The organism is Mucilaginibacter sp. OK268, from assembly GCF_900103125.1.
GTDB lineage: Bacteria > Bacteroidota > Bacteroidia > Sphingobacteriales > Sphingobacteriaceae > Mucilaginibacter.
Genome location: NZ_FNJV01000005.1, coordinates 57406 through 74806, shown reverse-complemented (window position 1 = coordinate 74806; position 17401 = coordinate 57406). Strand labels below are relative to the sequence as shown.

Here is a 17401-nt window from a genome sequence, read left to right as displayed (position 1 = left end):
CTTATATTTTTATATAGATCTTTCTTTTGTCCATCACATAACCTACAAGCCAGCAAAGCATCATATAACACAACGCGAAAACCAATGTACCAAAGGCTCCGGGAAAAAGTGGCTGATAAAATACCTGATTCACCCAATCGTAAAAATTCAGATTTGGTTTTACCCAAACAGTCGAAATAACGGTAAATAACAGCTCCGACAACAGGTATATCGCCAGCGAATTCCGACCAAAAACCAGGAAAAAATTAGTACCTCGTTTGATGTTCTTTATTTCTATAGCATAGATCAGTACACCGATGATCACCAGATCGATACCGATGGTAAGCAAAGTAAATGTGCTTGTCCATAATTTTTTAGCAAGCGGAAAAAACTGGGCCCAAAACAATGCTATACCAATCAAGCACACACCTGCTATCAACAATTTAGCTACCGACTCATAATTACGACCTTTGCGTTGGATATATGCACCAGCCAGGTAACCGGCTATAACGTTAACAATAGCTGGCAAAGTACTCAGCAAACCTTCGGGATCAAAGGCTATTGGGCCGCCTTTGTCGTGGTATAAATGCGCGTTACCCATAATTAATATATCTAATCGCGTACCGGCATTGCCCAGCATGGTCAACTCTTTTCCGGGTTCGCCAAGCAGCAATAAAAATACCCAGTACCCCAGCAATAGCATAACGGAGATAATAACCGCCATACGCTTTGAGCAATAATGTACTATAAGCGAACCAAAAAAGTAACAAAGTGCGATGCGTTGTAATACTCCCATAATACGGGTATTACCCAACGGATTAAACACCCATCCACCGGCTTCGCGATGAAAGAATGGAAACCAGTACATCAAATAACCCAGTAAAAATATGATCAACGTGCGTTTGCCTATTTTACGCAAAAACGCGCTGTTACTTTCAAATTTATTTTTGGAAAAGCTCAGCGCGTTCCCCACAGCGAAAAGGAAGGAAGGAAAAACAAGATCGGTGGGCGTAAACCCAAACCATGCAGCATGGTCAAGCGGGGCCCATTGTACCGCGCCCGAACCGGGAGCATTTACAATGATCATGAAACAAATGGTCATGCCTCTGAAAATATCGAGCGTTATAAACCTATCCTTTGCTAAAGCCATATATCTTAATTTTAGTTATAGTTTCCCCTGGAGCGTGTAAGTTACCCTTCCAGCCTCTTTTTCTGATCTGATGCTCACCTTATCTGGCCGGTTACCATTTTCGTCATAAATTACTACTTGATTTATACCCGCCTTCAACCAGCACTCCGGTATATACATGCCAATATTGCCAATTTTTTCGGGATAACGACCCAAATTATGACCATTTACCCAAACTGAACCATAGCTTAAGCCATCCGTATGAACGCGCCATATCAAGTGTTTACCCGGTGATTGCGGCACGGCAAACTGCGACCGGAAAAACTGCGGTCCAGCAAATGAGGTTTTTGGTACTAATGTATTCCAGCCCTCAACAGCATCCGGGTTTCCAGGTCCTCCAAACATTTTCCAGCCGCTTAAGATCATTCCATCACCAATACTATTAATTTTTACAGGTTGATCTATCCCACCCTCATTAGAATAGTTTTCGATGAACAGGGTAAGCACGATTGGTTTTTGAAGCGCAGCCGTATCATTAACCTCCACAGCAAAAGGTGAGTTCCAGCCTTTATGTTGTGCCACCTGTTTGCCATTGATAAACACAGTAGCATCCTCATCCACACTTCTAAAATTGATCGTCAATTTAGATGGATTGCCTTCCTGAACCGGAATAATGGTTTGAAACCAGCCGAAACCCTCCTGCTTGTTAAATACATCATCGCCAATCTTATATTTTTTCCAGCTGGTGGTGTCAAATACAGGTATTGTGCTCCTTACGTCGGTGACTTTTTCGGCTTTTGTAAAATACCAGTCAGTTGTGGTGGAAATAAACGGTCCGCCTTTTTTTAGTTGTACCTGCCCCGACAAGCCTTTTTTATCTACATCTGTGATCGCTCCTATATATGCGGCCAACTTATCACGGCCATCGTGCGCGGTAAATACCGCCAGTGTATGCTTTCCTTTTTCCAGATCGAATGTTACCTCGCCATCATGGACTTTCCATTGTGCTGCTTTCTTACCATCGACAAACGCGGTAGCACGATCGCCACCATCAACCTGTATGGTATACTTTCTTGATGATGAGACATCCAGCGTAGTCCGATACCAGGCATCGGCCGTCAGGTTATTATCAGTCCCCATTTGTTGCGGATCGACAGAACTAAACCAGTTGGTATCATCATAAGTTGTTGAGGCGTAAACCGATGCATTTTTATTTTGCCATGGCGTTAAAGTTACAGTAGAAACAAATGGCTTATTCAATTGATATACAGGAGTTAATAAAGTTGATTTACCCTCCAAATATAAGTGTGCCAGGCCATCTTTTTTTGCCGTCAGTGGATATTCTGCTTTTGCTGACAACTGTTTATTTTGCAAGTTAATCTCTGCAAGGTATGATGCGCCACTCACAATAACCGGTAATCCTCCGGTCTCGGTTATCCAGGTTTTATCCATTACCGATGCATCCCCTACTAAAACCCGAACACGCTGACCAGATACTTCGAATGTATATTCCGTTGGACTTCCGACCTGCACAGCCGCTGCAAGATTGATACTGCCATCGGTTATTTTAAATCCTTTGGCTCCCTGTATCGCAATGGGCTTTCCGTTTACCTTAAAATATAGTAGTGCAGCATTCTCTTTATTGGCCTCAACCAAAATGGTTGTGGTATTCCCTTGTTTAACCAGCCCGTATATACGTGTAAGCGCCCAGTTAAGCGTTATTACATTATTGATGGTATAATTGTGCACCAACGGATAGATCTCGCCAGGAGCAATGGTTACATTAGTTACCGGTATATCGGCATCAACCTTAATCCTGGCCTTTAAAACATTTTTAGTTGGATTATCTAAAAATATAAGATCACCAATATCAGCCGACCTTGCAGTTACCCTTAGGCTACTATCTACAGCAATATCTTTATAAGCAGCGGTGGCATCGGTACAATTCTCCAATATATCCTGAAAACTACGGGCAAATAGCGCCGCGCGTTTAAAGCCATAATATATTGGCCTAAGATCACCTGCCTGACCAACCGCCGAGCCATAATCATATGATGCAGCGTCCTCGTCGTTATTAGTATATTCAAAATTCGATCCACCGTGGGCCATGTAGTAATTATACCCGCCGCCACCATGCGCTATTATCTTCCAGGTACGACGAGCATATACTGCGGAATCTGTTGGCTTTGCGCCGTATTGAGAGTACCATACACTCCAAAACTCGGTAGAAAACCAGGGATTAGGGCGTTTAGGGTCATCCAATGTGCCATCGCCCGCAGGATCACTGGCATGGTGCAGGCCGCTAAAAAAGTACGGCACCTGCAAACCTAAACTCAGCGCTTTGCTTTGCAGGCGTTTAAAATAATTATCTGGTATAACAGTTCCCCAACCATTATTATGCTCGTTTTCCAGCTGCACCAATATTACCGGGCCACCTTTATTGATCTGCTGGTTAAAAACTATGGGTAATAACTTATCAAAAAAACGGTCGACGTATTTTTCAAACTCTTCATTGTCCTCCCGAACGCGCAAACCTGGTTTAAACTTAAGCCACAGCGGATAGCCACCCAGATCCCATTCGGCACAATAATATGGGCCTACCCTAACAATGGCGAACATATCCAGGCTTTTAACCATAGCCAAAAACGCGTTCAGATCATGATCTCCACTAAAGTTGAATTTACCTTCCAATGGTTCGTGAAAATTCCACATGGTGTATACTTCCACGCAATTGAAACCTGCCCGTTTTAACCGCAACAGCCTATCGTACCATAGTTGCCGGGGCACGCGCGCATATTCCATTCCTGCCGATGCCAGAAAAGTTCGTTTGCCGTTGATCAAAAAGCCTTTGTTATCAAAATTGATAAATGGTTTAGCTGATTCCTGGGCCGGAAATACATGATCATTCATGGCCTGGCTATAACCCTTGTTACAACAAAGCGCAAGTAATAATATGAAGTAAATACGCCTCATTACCGTTGGGTATATGCTTGTTGAATGGTGGTATGATACTTTTCAAATAACCGTTTTGAAAGATCAACGGCATTGCCTTTAGCTACATCCGGATAGGCATCATCGTGCTTGTTTACCCATTGCCATTCCAAGTCTTTCACTTGTTTGTCAAAAGTAAGTTCATCAAATTTACTGCCTGATGCAAGCGATTTGTTTAGCTGATCAAAAAACAGTTCCCAACGGGGTTTATAATAACCTTTGATCAAGCCGGCCCATTGACGGTTGGAGTATTCTCGCAAACCGCTTTCCTTATCGCCCCAAAGTGTAACCAAATCGCGGGCGTTAAATTCATATAGGTTCTTTTCTTTTTCGGTGATGCCATTTGCTCTTGCCTCAGCGATCCATTTACCTAACAGGAAATCTTTTCGGGTGCTTAATAAAGCATCCATATCATCCATCAATTGTAAAAATTGAGTGCTGTATAATTTAAAGTTTGCTTTATTCTTACTTTGGTAAGCTGAAACCATTTTTTGCTGCAACGGACTTGCATAGTTGGCCAGCACTTGCCTGGTAATATCAACCAGGTCATACTGGAAACCATCGCTTTGTTTCAGGCTATCTGAGGCATTCACAAACAGGCTCCAGGCTTTAAACAATTGTGCAGGGTCATAGTCCAGTTTAGTTAGTACCCTGTCGATGGTCTTCTTGAATGTTGGTCGCGCCACGATAATAGATTCAGGGCCACCTTCGGTTAAGCCCCCAGAATATACGGTGTTTAATAAAATATGCCACGCCTCGTTGATCTGGGTGTTGCTTTGACCATAACGTCTTTGAGCATAATTTACAAGCCATTTATCAGCATCTATCGGGGTATCATTCCATACATTCTCCAGCATAAGCGCAAATAGCGCCGGATTCTGTTCGATACCTTCGGGGGTAACACCTATGCCTCTCATATTTTCTGATTCGGGATCATGCAGAGCTACTGCTGGATCGGCAGCTACGTGGCGCATACGCCCGAATAAACTGATGTTACCCCCAAAGTTTTGTAGCATGCTCCAGATCCAGGGTTTGCCATAATAGGCTTCGGTACGGTTCCAAACCGGATGAGCATCGCTGTACAGATCCAATACGATCATTTGTTCGTTTGGTACGGCATTTAGCAGCGCTTTGATCTGCTGCGGCTGCCAGAATTTATTATTATAATGGAACATCCAGCCTTGCATCACCCAAATTGCTTTGGGATCAGCTGCGGCCATGGAATTAAAAACCTTTTTGCTCATGCCATCCAGGTAGGTGGAATCATTAGTTGGCGGCACATTTTCATTAAAAGTATCGGCAGAGTACAGGTGGTCTGTACCAAACTCTTTGGTTTGTGCCTCTATATATTTTTTACCGATAGCTTCAAACATCGGGTCGTCTGGATCAAGGATATATACATCGGGAAAACCGGCATCCCAGTTGGTTTTTTTAACCTTGGCACCGGGGAATTTATCTTTAAATGATGGAGGTACGTGACCTGTAAATGATGACAACACAGGTTTCATACCAAAGGAGCGCTCACGCTCCAGTATTTTCTTTTGCAATTCTTTATGGGAGTCCATCCAATGCTGTGGCAGCGGACCACCCCAGGCATCAATGTTACCCATCCAAAACCAGGCAAAATAAGCGGGGCCACTAAAAAATTCATCCAGTTGTTTATCGGTAAAGCCCATGCTTTTGTACACATTTTGCCAAACCGCTTCTTCACCGATAATGGCCAACGGGAGATTAATCCCATTTAGGGCCATCCAGTCAATTTCTTTTTGCCAGCGCTCCCAATCCCACCAGGCCATGGAATAATTGTAGGTACAGTAATTTAAATAATAACGGTACTTATATGGCGTTGTTTTATGCACCAGGCTCTTAACCATAGGCAAAGTTGCAGGAAGGTTAAGATTGGTGCCATTCCAGCCGATATCGCAAAAACAGTAATTTTTAAGGTAGTAGTTTAATGCTGAGGCTATAGACAGGCCATTATTTCCTTTCAATATTATTTTACCGTCCCTGCTGTCAAGTTCAAAAACATCTTTACTATTTTGCTGTGGAATAGCTTCTATAATAAACGAACTGCTTTTGCCGGGGATAACCCGTTCAATAAAGGCGTATGATGCCTTTTGATCAACCTGGGCACCAACTTTAAGGCCAAATGCCATAACAACAAGTACAAGTAAATACTTTCTCATTTAATAGTTTATTGAATAAAAATTATGAAGATATTAAAGCAAGCGTAACCAGGCAATTATAAAACACCGGCAATCAGAACAAAGTATTCTGCAAGAGAACTTTTTATCCTGATTACCGGTAGTTTATTTTATCATCCTTTAAAAGTTAGGGTTTTGCACCAAAACTCCTTTACTCTTATCAATTTCAACCTGCGGAAGCGGGAAATAGTAATTTTTAGGCCGAACAAATATGACATTCTTAGATTGATCTATCGGCGCTTTTGAAATAGGAAGATTGTATATCGCAGCAATATCTACAATCTTGTCCTTATCCCAACGCATCAGATCCTGATGACGTTCGCCTTCACCAGCCAGTTCAACACGGCGCTCGTGGATCAACTCTTTCATACCTGCACCAGAAACGGGTGGTAAAGTAGCAGATGCACGACGCCTGATCTGGTTGATCAGCGCATCACCGGCGCCCACCCCTTTAGTGCGGATCAAAGCTTCGGCAACCAATAAATAAATATCAGCAGAGCGCATTAATGGTACCGCGAAAGTATGATCAACACCACCATCCAAATCTCCATTGGGAGGATTAAATACCGCGTATTTGCGGAAAGCAAATCCCGTTGCAGAAAGATCTGCAGTAAATATAGAAGTTCTTGTTGCAACCAGGCCAATATCAATTGTATCACCAACTGCTAACAAAGTCGCCTTTTTTCTTGGATCGTTCTTTTCAAATTCGTTAGCCAATCCCTGCAATGGCTGGCTAAAGCCATACCCCCCCCATGGTCTTGGGATGTAATATACAGTAAAGTCATTTTGAACAACACTTTGTAATGCTTGTATAGAGAAAAGCAGCTCAGTACTGTTTTCATTGGCACGGGTAAAATTATCCTGGTAATTAGCAGCCAGCGCGTAATGTGCGTTAGATGTGACTTGCTGTCCGGTAGCTATAGCCTCAGGAAATTTTTCCCAGTACATGTATAGTTTGGTTAAGAACCCAAGAGCAGTTCCTTTACTTACACGCCCCCGGTCTGCAGGGCCATAACTTTCAGGGAGTAAAGAAACAGCCTGTTTTAAATCAGATTCAATTTGCTTACGCACATCTTCTATAGGCGATTTAGGAACATTGAATAGTTGTTTAGAGTAGTCATCTTCGGTGATAATGGGTACATCACCATGAATAATCATTAAACGCCAGTAACCAAAGGCTCTTAAAAAATAAGCCTCGCCCATACTACGGTTTTTAACATCGGCAGAAATGGCGGTAATTTTAGGGATATTAATGATACAATTGGTAGACCGGTTGATCTCTTCGTATCTCCATTTCCACGGATACCTGATGGCAGCGTTTGAGGCATCGTAAGTTAAGTTTTCTATGCCTTCATCCTCACCATGATCGCCAGAGCGCCAGTAATCGTCGGATGGGGTATCAAATGTTGATTCGGCATGACCAATATAATCCTCTTCTTCTAAAAGGCTGTAAATACCACTCACAGCTTTTACGGCATCGGCTTCATTCCTGAAATAATTATCAGAGGTATAAAGCCCTTGTTGTTTAAGATCGAGCGCTTTTTTACAGGCACTATTAAACAAGGCCAGCGCTATTACTATATATAATATTTTGTTCGATTTCATGATTTTATAGTTTAGCTGTTAAACCGAATGTAATTGTCCGTACCGATGGATATTGCGCCACATCAACTCCGCGTTGTAAGTTGCCGTTGGTGTAACCCAACTCTGGAGTATAACCTTTGTATTTGGTGATGATAAACACATTCTGGCCGGAAGCGTATAATCTTACGCTTTTTAGCGCCGCCTTTTTAGTCCATGTTGAAGGTAAAGTATAACCTAACGTTGCATTTTTAAGGCTGAAATAGCTGCCGTTTTCTACAAAAAGGTCTGAGGTACGGTAATTATCGTTAGGGTGATCAAGTGATAACCTTGGGATAGTATTACTGGTTCCCGGACCTGTCCAACGACCTAAATCCTCGGCATACAGGTTAAACGGATAGGTAGGATCGATACCCTGCATCCTATCGGCGTTATACAAGCTTACACCAAATACTCCTGTAAAATTTAACGACAGATCAAAACCTTTATAAGATAAGCTACCCTGTATACCTGCGGTTACATTAGGATTGGGGTTACCCAATGTGGTACGGTCATTACCATCAATTAAACCATTGCCGTCCAGATCAAGGAAACGAACATCACCGGGTTTAATATTTGCCTTACGAGGATCATTTTTCAAGGCTGGGTCATTATCAATATCAGCCTGTGTTTGGTATAAGCCATTGGTTTTCCAACCGTAGAATGATGCTATAGGCTGTCCCTGATAAGTTCTTGAAATCTCCTGGTTTGAGCGTCCGTAAAATGTAGATTGAATAAAAGTACCCGCACCATTTAGTTTGGTTACTTTGTTTTTAATAAACGAAGCATTTGCGCCAATAGAGTACTTTAATTTATCACCACCCTGGTAATTAAGTTCCACCTCAATACCCTTATTGTTCATGGTACCAATGTTTTGATTAGGGATAGCTACCGATCCAGTCGAACCTACTACCGGTGGAGATATCAGCATATCTTTGGTATTCTTATTAAACCAGGTTATTGTTGTATTTAGCTTGTTATTTAAAAAGCCTGCATCCAAACTGATATTTGTCATAGCAGCCCGTTCCCAGGTAATATTAGGATTGGCTAAAGTGGTAACTGCTGCACCGCTTACTCCTGTGCCACCAAAAACATATCCCCCGTTTTCATAAGTACTGCCAATATTTATTGAGCTTAAATACTGGTAAGGAAGAACATTCTGATTCCCCAATTCGCCGTAGCCTCCGGTTAATTTAAGATTATTTATCCAGGTTATATCTTTAATAAACTGCTCATTGGATAACCTCCATCCTAATGAAAAAGCCGGGAAGTATCCCCATTGTTTGCCGGGTGCGAATTTGGATGATCCATCTGCACGGAAGGTAAGCGTAGCCAGAAACCGGCTGTCGTAATCATAAAACAATCGCGCGAAACCCGATTGCAGAGATGATGGTTGAGGTATTATATTTGAATTGTATTGAAGGTTACCTGTGTTAAGTACCCTTTGGTCGAGGGCAGTATCATCATAACCGATCCTTGAAGCATTAAAGCCGAAGTCCTTAAAATTTTGATAAGAATAACCACCTGTAAAGGTAACATGGCTTTTGCCAAACACTTTATCATAAGTAAGGAAAGACTCCAGCAATTGAGAGGATACTTCTTCTTCACTTTGTGTTAAGGTGGATGTAGGGTTTTGTCTGGCCTGGTTTACATCGGCTATGCTAAAATTATAGTTGCGGATCAGGGTACCATCAAAAGCATAATTAACACGCAGTTTCAGATCTTTTGTAAAGGTAATTTCAGCAAACGCATTGGCCAGGGCACGATATTTTTTGGTATACTTATCTGTTTCCTGGATGGTGGCATAGGGGCTGTTAATATCGCCTAACTGATTAGCAAAAGCTTTTGAAGTGCCATAAGTTCCATCCGGATTAACCAACGGTATGGCAGGATTAAAGCGTAGGGCAGAAAAAATTAAGCCCGTTTGCGAACTATAATTATCAAAGCCATTCTGATTTCCATAAGTTAACTGAATGTTTTCACCAAGCTTTAGCCATGGTGTTATTTTATGTTCTGAATTGATGCGGGTGCTGTAACGTTTAAAATTGGTTTTATCGATGATCCCGTCCTCATTATAAATCGACTGTGAGAAGTAATAGTTGGATGCTTCATTACCACCCTGTATGCTAACATCACCATTTGTTACATGCCCTGTACCCATAATAGCCCGCTGCCAATCGGTTCTTTGAGTGGCATAATAGGAATCATTCCAGGGATCGCCGATAGCAACTCCGTCATTAGTATAACGCTCTCTTTTAAGTTGGTACAACTGAGGTGCTGTTAACAACTTAATATACTTAGTCGAGTTAGAAAAACCACTGTAAAAATTAACAGTGGTGGCAAGTTTTTGATTGTATGTACCTTTTTTTGTGGTCACCAAAACCACACCATTTGCAGCACGGGTACCATAAATAGCACTCGAAGAAGCATCCTTCAAAATATCAACAGAGGCAATATCATTAGGGTTAATATCGCTTAACGCATCCGGGTTGCTGGTAGGTATACCATCAATAACTATAAGCGGGTTGGCATCATTAACTGTACCTGTACCGCGTATCCTGATGCTCGGTGCTGCTCCAGGTGAACCATCATTACGTACAATATTTACGCCACTGGCCCGGCCATCCAGCGCCTGAGCGGCACTACTTACGGGTAAGTTTTGCAGATCGGCACCTTTAACGCTGGCCACAGAACCGGTAATATCAATTTTTTTACTGGTACCATAACCAACCACCACAACCTCATTTAAAGCTGATGGCAATGCATCCATTGTAATAGTTAAGCTTTTATTGCCGGCAATGGGAACGACCTTTTTTGCATAACCAATATAGGTTAGCTCCAGCGTACCGTCATCAGGCGCATTAATACTAAACGCACCGTTTATATCAGACGTAACACCAATATTTGTTCCTTGTAACTTAATACTAACCCCAATTAAAGGTTCGCCGGTTTTATCAACTACTTTACCTTTAATTATAGCCTGCCGACTGGCATCTTCCTGATTGGATATGATCACTACATGATCGTCACCCATTTTGTAGGAAAGTTTATTATCGATAAGGCTGCTTAGTACCTGATCAATCGTGGCATCCTTTACATCCAGATCAACCTTGCCCAGTTTTTTGATGGAGGTGTAGTTGTAAAAGAAACGATAATCACTCTGTTTTTGAATTTTGGTTAATATACTGCTTACTTCGGTTTGCTTAATGCTCAGTGTAAATTTCTGTTGAGAATACACTGTTGCCGAAACTTGCATGCATGTAACCAGAATTAGGAGGAAAACTGCTTTCATCAGCAAAATAACTTTTAGACATACGGGGGCACCCTGAAGCGGAAATACCCTTCTTGTTTTTTTCATTACATTTGTTTTGAAAATTAATGGATAGAGTAAGCACTGTGTTACAACACCTTACTCTGTTAATAAAAATCCGATTTGTTTTTACAGGGAGGAGTGCCAGCTCTTCCCTTGTTTATTTGGATGTCAGGAATCTGATAAGTAATGTTTCAATGTCATACGCGTTAGTTTTAGGGGTTAGTTAAATTAATTTTGTTTCTCTTTTTTCGACAAATAAACTGTCTTCCCATCCATGCGGTAATTGAATGGGGTTGTTATTTCAATGATCCGAAGCGCATCTTGCAGTGACTCTTTATCCAACAGGCCGCTTATTTGCTCGGTTTCAAGTGCCCGGTTTTCAAACACAATCTGCACGTTATATTTTCGCTCTATTTGTTTAGCTACATCTTCAAATAGCTCATTAGTAAACAATATCCGGTTATCAAGCCAGGCGGTTTCTTTGATCTCATCGGCTTTAACAGCAGGCAGGGTAATTACCTGGTATTCTATTTTTGCTTCCTTAAGGTTGCCGGTCCCCTGTGAGTGGGTTGGGGATTGGTTGTTAGCCACTAATAACTTTTCGTTAGGCAACAGTACTATATTTTTCTCTGGGTTGTTTTCCAATTCAACCAGTACTTTACCCTTGAGCAAGGTAGTTTCGATATTTTTGTCGTTATTATAAGCCTTAACATTAAATACGGTTCCAAGTACTTTTACAGTTAGCGTGTTGGTGTGTACCAGAAAAGGTTTTTTAGCATTGTGGGTTACTTCAAAAAAGCCTTCTCCGTTAAGCGTAACATCCCTGGTATTTTTTGCGAATGTTTCGGGATACGTAAGGGTGCTCCCGGCATTCAGCATTACTTTAGTACCATCAGGCATGACCAATTTTCGGGTTGTTCCGAAAGGAACCCGAACTTCATGCATGACTAATTTTGCTGCCTGATCCGCTTGCCGCAGTTTCCAGGTATACAGTAAGCCCCCAGCTATACCTAATACCAAAATAGCTGCGGCCGCCCACTGCCAATTAAATAAAGATTTTACCTTACTTGTATTGTTAAAAGTATTCGAATTCTCGTCCGAGCTTTTTATTTTATACCAAAGCTCTTCAAGCTTTGTGCTGATATCTTTTTGCTTTACAGTATCAGGTTGTTTTGTGCTGCCCTTTAAAGCAGCGGTAACCTGGTGCATTTTTTTTGATTCCGGAAATTGTTCAAGAAACGTGTTAAGTTCGGCTAATTCTTCTGTAGTGGCGGTTTTGCCCATACTTTTAGCCATTAACTCAATAAACCTGGATTTGCCCATAATAAGTTTTATACATCATAAGGACACACAACTATTGGTTTTTCCTAAAAGAAATAAAACTTTTTTTGATAATTTAATCGAATGCCAGCGTTTTACTTGCCGCCAAGCGCATCGTCTAATTTTTTAATAGCGATGGCTAACTGAGCAAAAACGGTTTTATTGGAAAGGCCAAGAATGGCAGCCACTTCATTAACGGAAAGGTCATCTTCCTTAACCATTTTAAATATGAGCTTGCAACGTGGGGGTAATTGATTAACTGCATTCAAAACCCTTGTCTCCAACTCCTTGCTGATGAGTAAGTGAGACGGATCAACAGATAACCGGAAATAATAGGTTTCGGTAAGCTGAAGTTCCTTAATTTTTTTAGTAGAGGTGTTTCGCAAATGGTTCAGGCAGGCGTTTTTTATCAATACATATAAATAAACCTGTAAATTCTTTATAGTATCCAGATTCCCGCGTCCGGTCCATATTTTTAAGAATGCATCGTTTACGATCTCTTGCGCCACTTCCCTATCTCCCAAAAACGAATAAGCAAATTTGTTAAGTCTGGGCTCATGCAATCCATAAAGCTCATTAAATGCCGCCTCATCACCATTAACCTGAATACGACGAATATGTTCCTGTGTACTCACAATGGACGACATTTAATAACAGCTTTAATTAATTAAGAAATGTTTTTGATAGGCAAATGTGTAAATTTATTACAACATAACAGGGCATTATATTGGCATATTTATACATTAAACAACATTTCCGCTAAAAAAGGCTGCCTAATCATCGCTATCGGTGTCCTTTCCGGCCAGTTTAGCCGGGTATGTTTTTTTTCCTTTAGCTGCAAACCACAAAATACGGTTCATCACATCATCATTTCCCCCATCAATATGATCATACTCTGGTCTTAATGATTGCTGTGCATAATGTAAGGCTGCTCCTTTAAGGGAGGATAGTTTAGGGCTAAGTTTGTTTAGTGGAATTTTATTTTTTACGACCTGATAAGTATAGTTTGATGGTTTATTGGTAAAACAATCAAACATGGGTAAAGCGGTTGCATCTATGATGTTCATTGGCGGCAAACCAAGTATTTGCTCAATGGAACGTACTATACAGGTTTGATTGTAGTTTTTACTCACCTTACTTTGCAAGCGGCTATAAGGACTTATCACAAAACCGGTAGTACGATATGCCGAAACATGATCCCACCCTGCCTGTGAATCATCTTCGGTAACAAAAATCACCGTATTTTTCCAAAAACGGCTTTTTGATACTGCTTCAACAATACGCCCGAGAGCCAGGTCATTATCAGCTATCATAGCGTCCGGTGTAGGAAACCCAGGTCGTGTACCTACCGTATGGTCGGCTGAAAGTGCCATGATCATTAGCTGGGGCAACTGATCGCCGGGCTTTTTCTCATACTCATTTAATTCTTTAATAAAAGCCGAGGCTCGCAACTGTTCGTTGATCTTGTGTTCATCAGAACCAGGATAGTTTTGCGACAACATGGGCCGTACCCTGGATATGGTACTGGTGTTTTTGAACGCAAAAGGTTTACCCACATTGTAATTGTTGTAAATATCGCTCCAGCTTAATTTTTCATCAAAATGTACCGCACAAGCTTCACCGTATATCCTTACTGTTTTGCCATGATCTGCCGCATTGTTCCATATAAAACCATTACCGTCATACACCAATGCATCTTCCTGCACATGCGGATAACTGCGAAACCACGACCGTACACTTTTTTCAACATAATCGGTTACCATGGCTGCATCTGTCCATTGGTGACCTTCGGCAGAACATTTTCCGGATGCATAATAGTTATCGAGCAATAAGAAATTACGGGCCAGGTTATGCTGATTAGGTGTAACGCTATCTCCATAGATACATAATGATTTTGCTCCATTTCCTTCTGGCATATCGCCTAAAACCTGGTCATAGGTGCGATTTTCTTTGATAATATAAAGCACATGATTAAACACAGATGGTTCACCTATACGTTCAGGTACCGGCCGTGCAGGAACATTTTTCCGGGGTAATAGCTGAGCGATTTGTTGTCTGAAGCTCAGGTTAAGGTCTTTTACCTTTTGAGTATATTGCTTTAACTGTGCCTCACCGGGAATTGGAATAATGGACACCGTTGCTTTTTGATGATGCGAATTGTAAGCCTCCGGGCTACCTTCACTTATCTCACCATCTGCCCCGCCCTTACCCATTTCTTTGCTGCTTATACGCGATCCTTCCCCTTCCAGGTTGGTTACAAATAGCGTGTTATTATCAACTGCAAGTCCGCCCGGGTAGGCTTCTGTAGGTATAAAACCCTTTACAGTACTATTCCCAATGCCCTTTGTTGCCGCTTTTGATCCTAATTTTACTATAGCAACCGCGTTATCAAGCCCATTGGCTACATATAAGATTGTACCTTCTTGGTTAATAGCCAATGCGTTCGGCGTATCACCTATATAACTTTTTTTACCTGGATTTAGCTTTACATCAATCGCATCTACATTTTGCAGAGTGTTTGTAGAGATAACCGATACCATATCGCTATTACCATTGGCTATATAAACAAATGCTTCATCTGCACTGCTAATTATCGCATTGGGATGCAAACCAACTGGTATCTCTTTAATTACAGCTCCTTTTTCTAAATTCATTACCATAACGGTACCCTGCGCAGTGGCTCCGGTTTTGAGATCAATATACGTTTTGCCATATGGTACACCAGCAGTTTCCCTATTCACCGTATCAATGGCATTAGGCCCGGCCCAATTTGTTACAAAAATTTTGCTTTTAGCTATCACAATGCCATAAGGGGCAACGCCGGTAGGTTTTGTCCAAACCGTTTTATTGGTAGATAGATCAATTTTAACCAGCTGATTATTGCCATTTAAAACCACATATAAAAAATCTACACCATTTTCGTTATTTATAGCCAGATCATTTGGTAAAGCCAAAGGCGATTCTCCTTCGGCTTTAAAAGTAAAGGTATTTTTTATGCTGATGCTTTCGCCATTCCAGATTGCTTGAAAAACATATGATTTAGAGTCTTTCCCTTTGCCGGCAGCCGCGCTCCAGAATATTTGTGTTTGCGTACCTATTTTTAAAACCTTTAATCCTGAGTAAGTACTGGAAAGCCCAAGGTACCGGGCATCCTGTTTATACGTCCAGCGGGTAACCACTTTACTTAATACAGTATCAATTAAAGTGATTCCATACCTATCCTCAACAGCTATAAGTTTGCTGTTTGGTATAAGTCTTACATCCATGCTGTGGTTTTCGTCACCAGGATCACCAAATGAAACAACTTTGCCAACCGGATCAATAATCCGGTTATAAGGCATTAAAACAGGTAATATGTTCCGATTTAACGTACTGTCATCATAGGCGCTATGCATGTTGGCCTGCTCATTACCGGTGGGTTTATTATTATTACTTATATTATGGCAAGCCATAAGCGATATAACTAACCCCGAAATAAGGGTAAATATTTTGCGACTCTTGTTATTCATTTTTTGTTCCTGACAGGTAAAATTACACTAACACTTTATACTGCAAGTTAAGCGATACTAAATTATCATAATTGTTACTAATATTGTTTTTAAATAGCAACCATAACTTGATATGAACCTCAGTAATTCTATAACAAGCAGACTAAAATTTCAGCATGAAACAATTGGCGAACTCATTTTAAATCTTGACGAGCAGCAATTGTTTAAAAGACCTCAGCCTGATAAATGGAATATCCATGATAACATTGCACATTTAGCAAGATATCAACATGTATTTATTGAACGAATCAATCAAATTTTAAATACTGAAAACCCCTTATTGGGCAGCTATAAAGCTGATAATGACCCGGAGTTTATAAGCTGGCAAAATAAATCTACAGAAGAGCTGATACAACAAATTAGTGCAGACAGGCAGGATATCATACAATTGATCAATACGATCCCTGAAAATCAATCGGATAGAAAAGGATCGCACCCTTTTTTTGGAAATTTAAATATCGCAAAATGGACAGAGCGATTCCTGCTACATGAAGCTCATCATCTTTTCACTATCATTAACTTAGTTAATCTATAAGGAAGTAATAGGCACGCGGAGGTCCTATAAATAATTGACTACCATTTGTCGCCATGAACGGGCCTGATGAGCTTCGTTATCCCAGATGTACAACGAATTATTAATGCCTTTCTCTGTTAACAGGTTACTTAACGTATAATTGTTATCCAATAAAATATCCTCTTTCCCTACTGTCAAAACGATATACAGTTGTCTAAGTACTTCCAGTTTATGCTCATCTGTTAAATTGGGTATATATTGCAATGGCATGTTAAAATATACATTTTCATCCCAATAACCCTCTAACAGATCTTCATAATGCCCTATTTTGGTTGCCAGATCGTACCTGCCGCTCATACCAACCACTTTATTGAAGATGCCCGGATGTCTTAAGGATATGTTCACCGCATGATAGGCACCCAGGCTGCAGCCTGCGGCAATTTTAAATGAATCGGGGTTTTTAACATCTATATATGGCATAACCTCTTCAAGGATATACTGCTGGTATTGAATATGCCGTAATATTTTTACCGAGGGATGAAATCCTGAGCTATAAAAACTTTCTGTATCACAACTATCCACGCAATAAACCTGAATATGCCCGTTTTCAATTTTATGACGCAGTGATTCAATCACACGCCAGTTCTCGTAATCATAAAATCGCCCCATTCTTGCCGGAAAAAACAGAACAGAGGCTCCGCTATGGCCAAATATTAGCATCTCCATATTTTTCTGAAGAACCGGGCTATACCATCGCGTGTATTCTCTGTTCATACTATATGC

The 17401-nt window shown here is 41.0% G+C and carries 10 protein-coding genes; 1 reads left to right on the top strand and 9 read right to left on the bottom strand.

What is annotated here, in order from left to right:
- Position 1: 1 nt before the first annotated feature.
- The 8 genes from BLR84_RS16935 to BLR84_RS16900 all read right to left on the bottom strand — a co-directional run bounded on the left by BLR84_RS16935 (position 2) and on the right by BLR84_RS16900 (position 16065).
- Entirely contained in the window at positions 2-1129 is a 1128-nt protein-coding gene (locus tag BLR84_RS16935; RefSeq protein WP_090470497.1) for an acyltransferase family protein, read from the bottom strand.
- Positions 1130-1144: 15 nt separating this feature from the next.
- Positions 1145-4081, bottom strand: coding sequence for a beta-galactosidase (locus BLR84_RS16930; RefSeq protein ID WP_090470495.1), 2937 nt, complete (start codon positions 4079-4081; stop codon positions 1145-1147).
- Positions 4081-6285, bottom strand: a complete 2205-nt coding sequence (locus BLR84_RS16925) for an alpha-N-acetylglucosaminidase (protein ID WP_090470493.1) — start codon at positions 6283-6285, stop codon at positions 4081-4083. The genes BLR84_RS16930 and BLR84_RS16925 overlap by 1 nt, the downstream gene beginning before the upstream one ends.
- A 138-nt stretch (positions 6286-6423) precedes the next feature.
- Positions 6424-7908, bottom strand: coding sequence for a RagB/SusD family nutrient uptake outer membrane protein (locus tag BLR84_RS16920; protein ID WP_090470490.1), 1485 nt, complete (start codon positions 7906-7908; stop codon positions 6424-6426).
- 4 nt (positions 7909-7912) lie between these two features.
- Positions 7913-11281, bottom strand: coding sequence for a TonB-dependent receptor (locus tag BLR84_RS16915; protein ID WP_090470488.1), 3369 nt, complete (start codon positions 11279-11281; stop codon positions 7913-7915).
- 183 nt (positions 11282-11464) lie between these two features.
- Entirely contained in the window at positions 11465-12559 is a 1095-nt protein-coding gene (locus tag BLR84_RS16910; protein WP_090470487.1) for a FecR family protein, read from the bottom strand.
- Positions 12560-12651: 92 nt separating this feature from the next.
- Positions 12652-13203, bottom strand: a complete 552-nt coding sequence (locus tag BLR84_RS16905; RefSeq protein WP_090470485.1) for an RNA polymerase sigma factor — start codon at positions 13201-13203, stop codon at positions 12652-12654.
- A gap of 126 nt (positions 13204-13329) precedes the next feature.
- Positions 13330-16065: a bifunctional YncE family protein/alkaline phosphatase family protein gene (locus tag BLR84_RS16900; protein ID WP_090470483.1), complete on the bottom strand. Its 2736-nt coding sequence runs from the start codon at positions 16063-16065 to the stop codon at positions 13330-13332.
- Between the two features lie 112 nt (positions 16066-16177).
- Between BLR84_RS16900 and BLR84_RS16895 the strand changes: the two genes are divergently transcribed.
- Positions 16178-16639 carry a DinB family protein gene (locus BLR84_RS16895; protein ID WP_090470481.1) on the top strand — a complete coding sequence of 154 codons (462 nt, stop codon included), beginning with the start codon at positions 16178-16180 and terminating at the stop codon, positions 16637-16639.
- Positions 16640-16663: 24 nt separating this feature from the next.
- On the opposite strand, the gene BLR84_RS16890 is transcribed toward BLR84_RS16895, so the two are convergent.
- Positions 16664-17392, bottom strand: coding sequence for an esterase family protein (locus BLR84_RS16890; protein ID WP_090470478.1), 729 nt, complete (start codon positions 17390-17392; stop codon positions 16664-16666).
- Positions 17393-17401 lie beyond the last annotated feature (9 nt).

Excerpts from the sequence above, each read along its gene's own strand:
- BLR84_RS16910 (WP_090470487.1), bottom strand. The coding sequence starts at position 12,559 with ATGGGCAAATCCAGGTTTATTGAGTTAATGGCTAAAAGTATGGGCAAA.
- BLR84_RS16930 (WP_090470495.1), bottom strand. The coding sequence starts at position 4,081 with ATGAGGCGTATTTACTTCATATTATTACTTGCGCTTTGTTGTAACAAG.
- BLR84_RS16890 (WP_090470478.1), bottom strand. The coding sequence starts at position 17,392 with ATGAACAGAGAATACACGCGATGGTATAGCCCGGTTCTTCAGAAAAAT.
- BLR84_RS16935 (WP_090470497.1), bottom strand. The coding sequence starts at position 1,129 with ATGGCTTTAGCAAAGGATAGGTTTATAACGCTCGATATTTTCAGAGGC.
- BLR84_RS16925 (WP_090470493.1), bottom strand. The coding sequence starts at position 6,285 with ATGAGAAAGTATTTACTTGTACTTGTTGTTATGGCATTTGGCCTTAAA.
- BLR84_RS16895 (WP_090470481.1), top strand. The coding sequence starts at position 16,178 with ATGAACCTCAGTAATTCTATAACAAGCAGACTAAAATTTCAGCATGAA.
- BLR84_RS16900 (WP_090470483.1), bottom strand. The coding sequence starts at position 16,065 with ATGAATAACAAGAGTCGCAAAATATTTACCCTTATTTCGGGGTTAGTT.
- BLR84_RS16905 (WP_090470485.1), bottom strand. The coding sequence starts at position 13,203 with ATGTCGTCCATTGTGAGTACACAGGAACATATTCGTCGTATTCAGGTT.
- BLR84_RS16920 (WP_090470490.1), bottom strand. The coding sequence starts at position 7,908 with ATGAAATCGAACAAAATATTATATATAGTAATAGCGCTGGCCTTGTTT.
- BLR84_RS16915 (WP_090470488.1), bottom strand. The coding sequence starts at position 11,281 with ATGAAAAAAACAAGAAGGGTATTTCCGCTTCAGGGTGCCCCCGTATGT.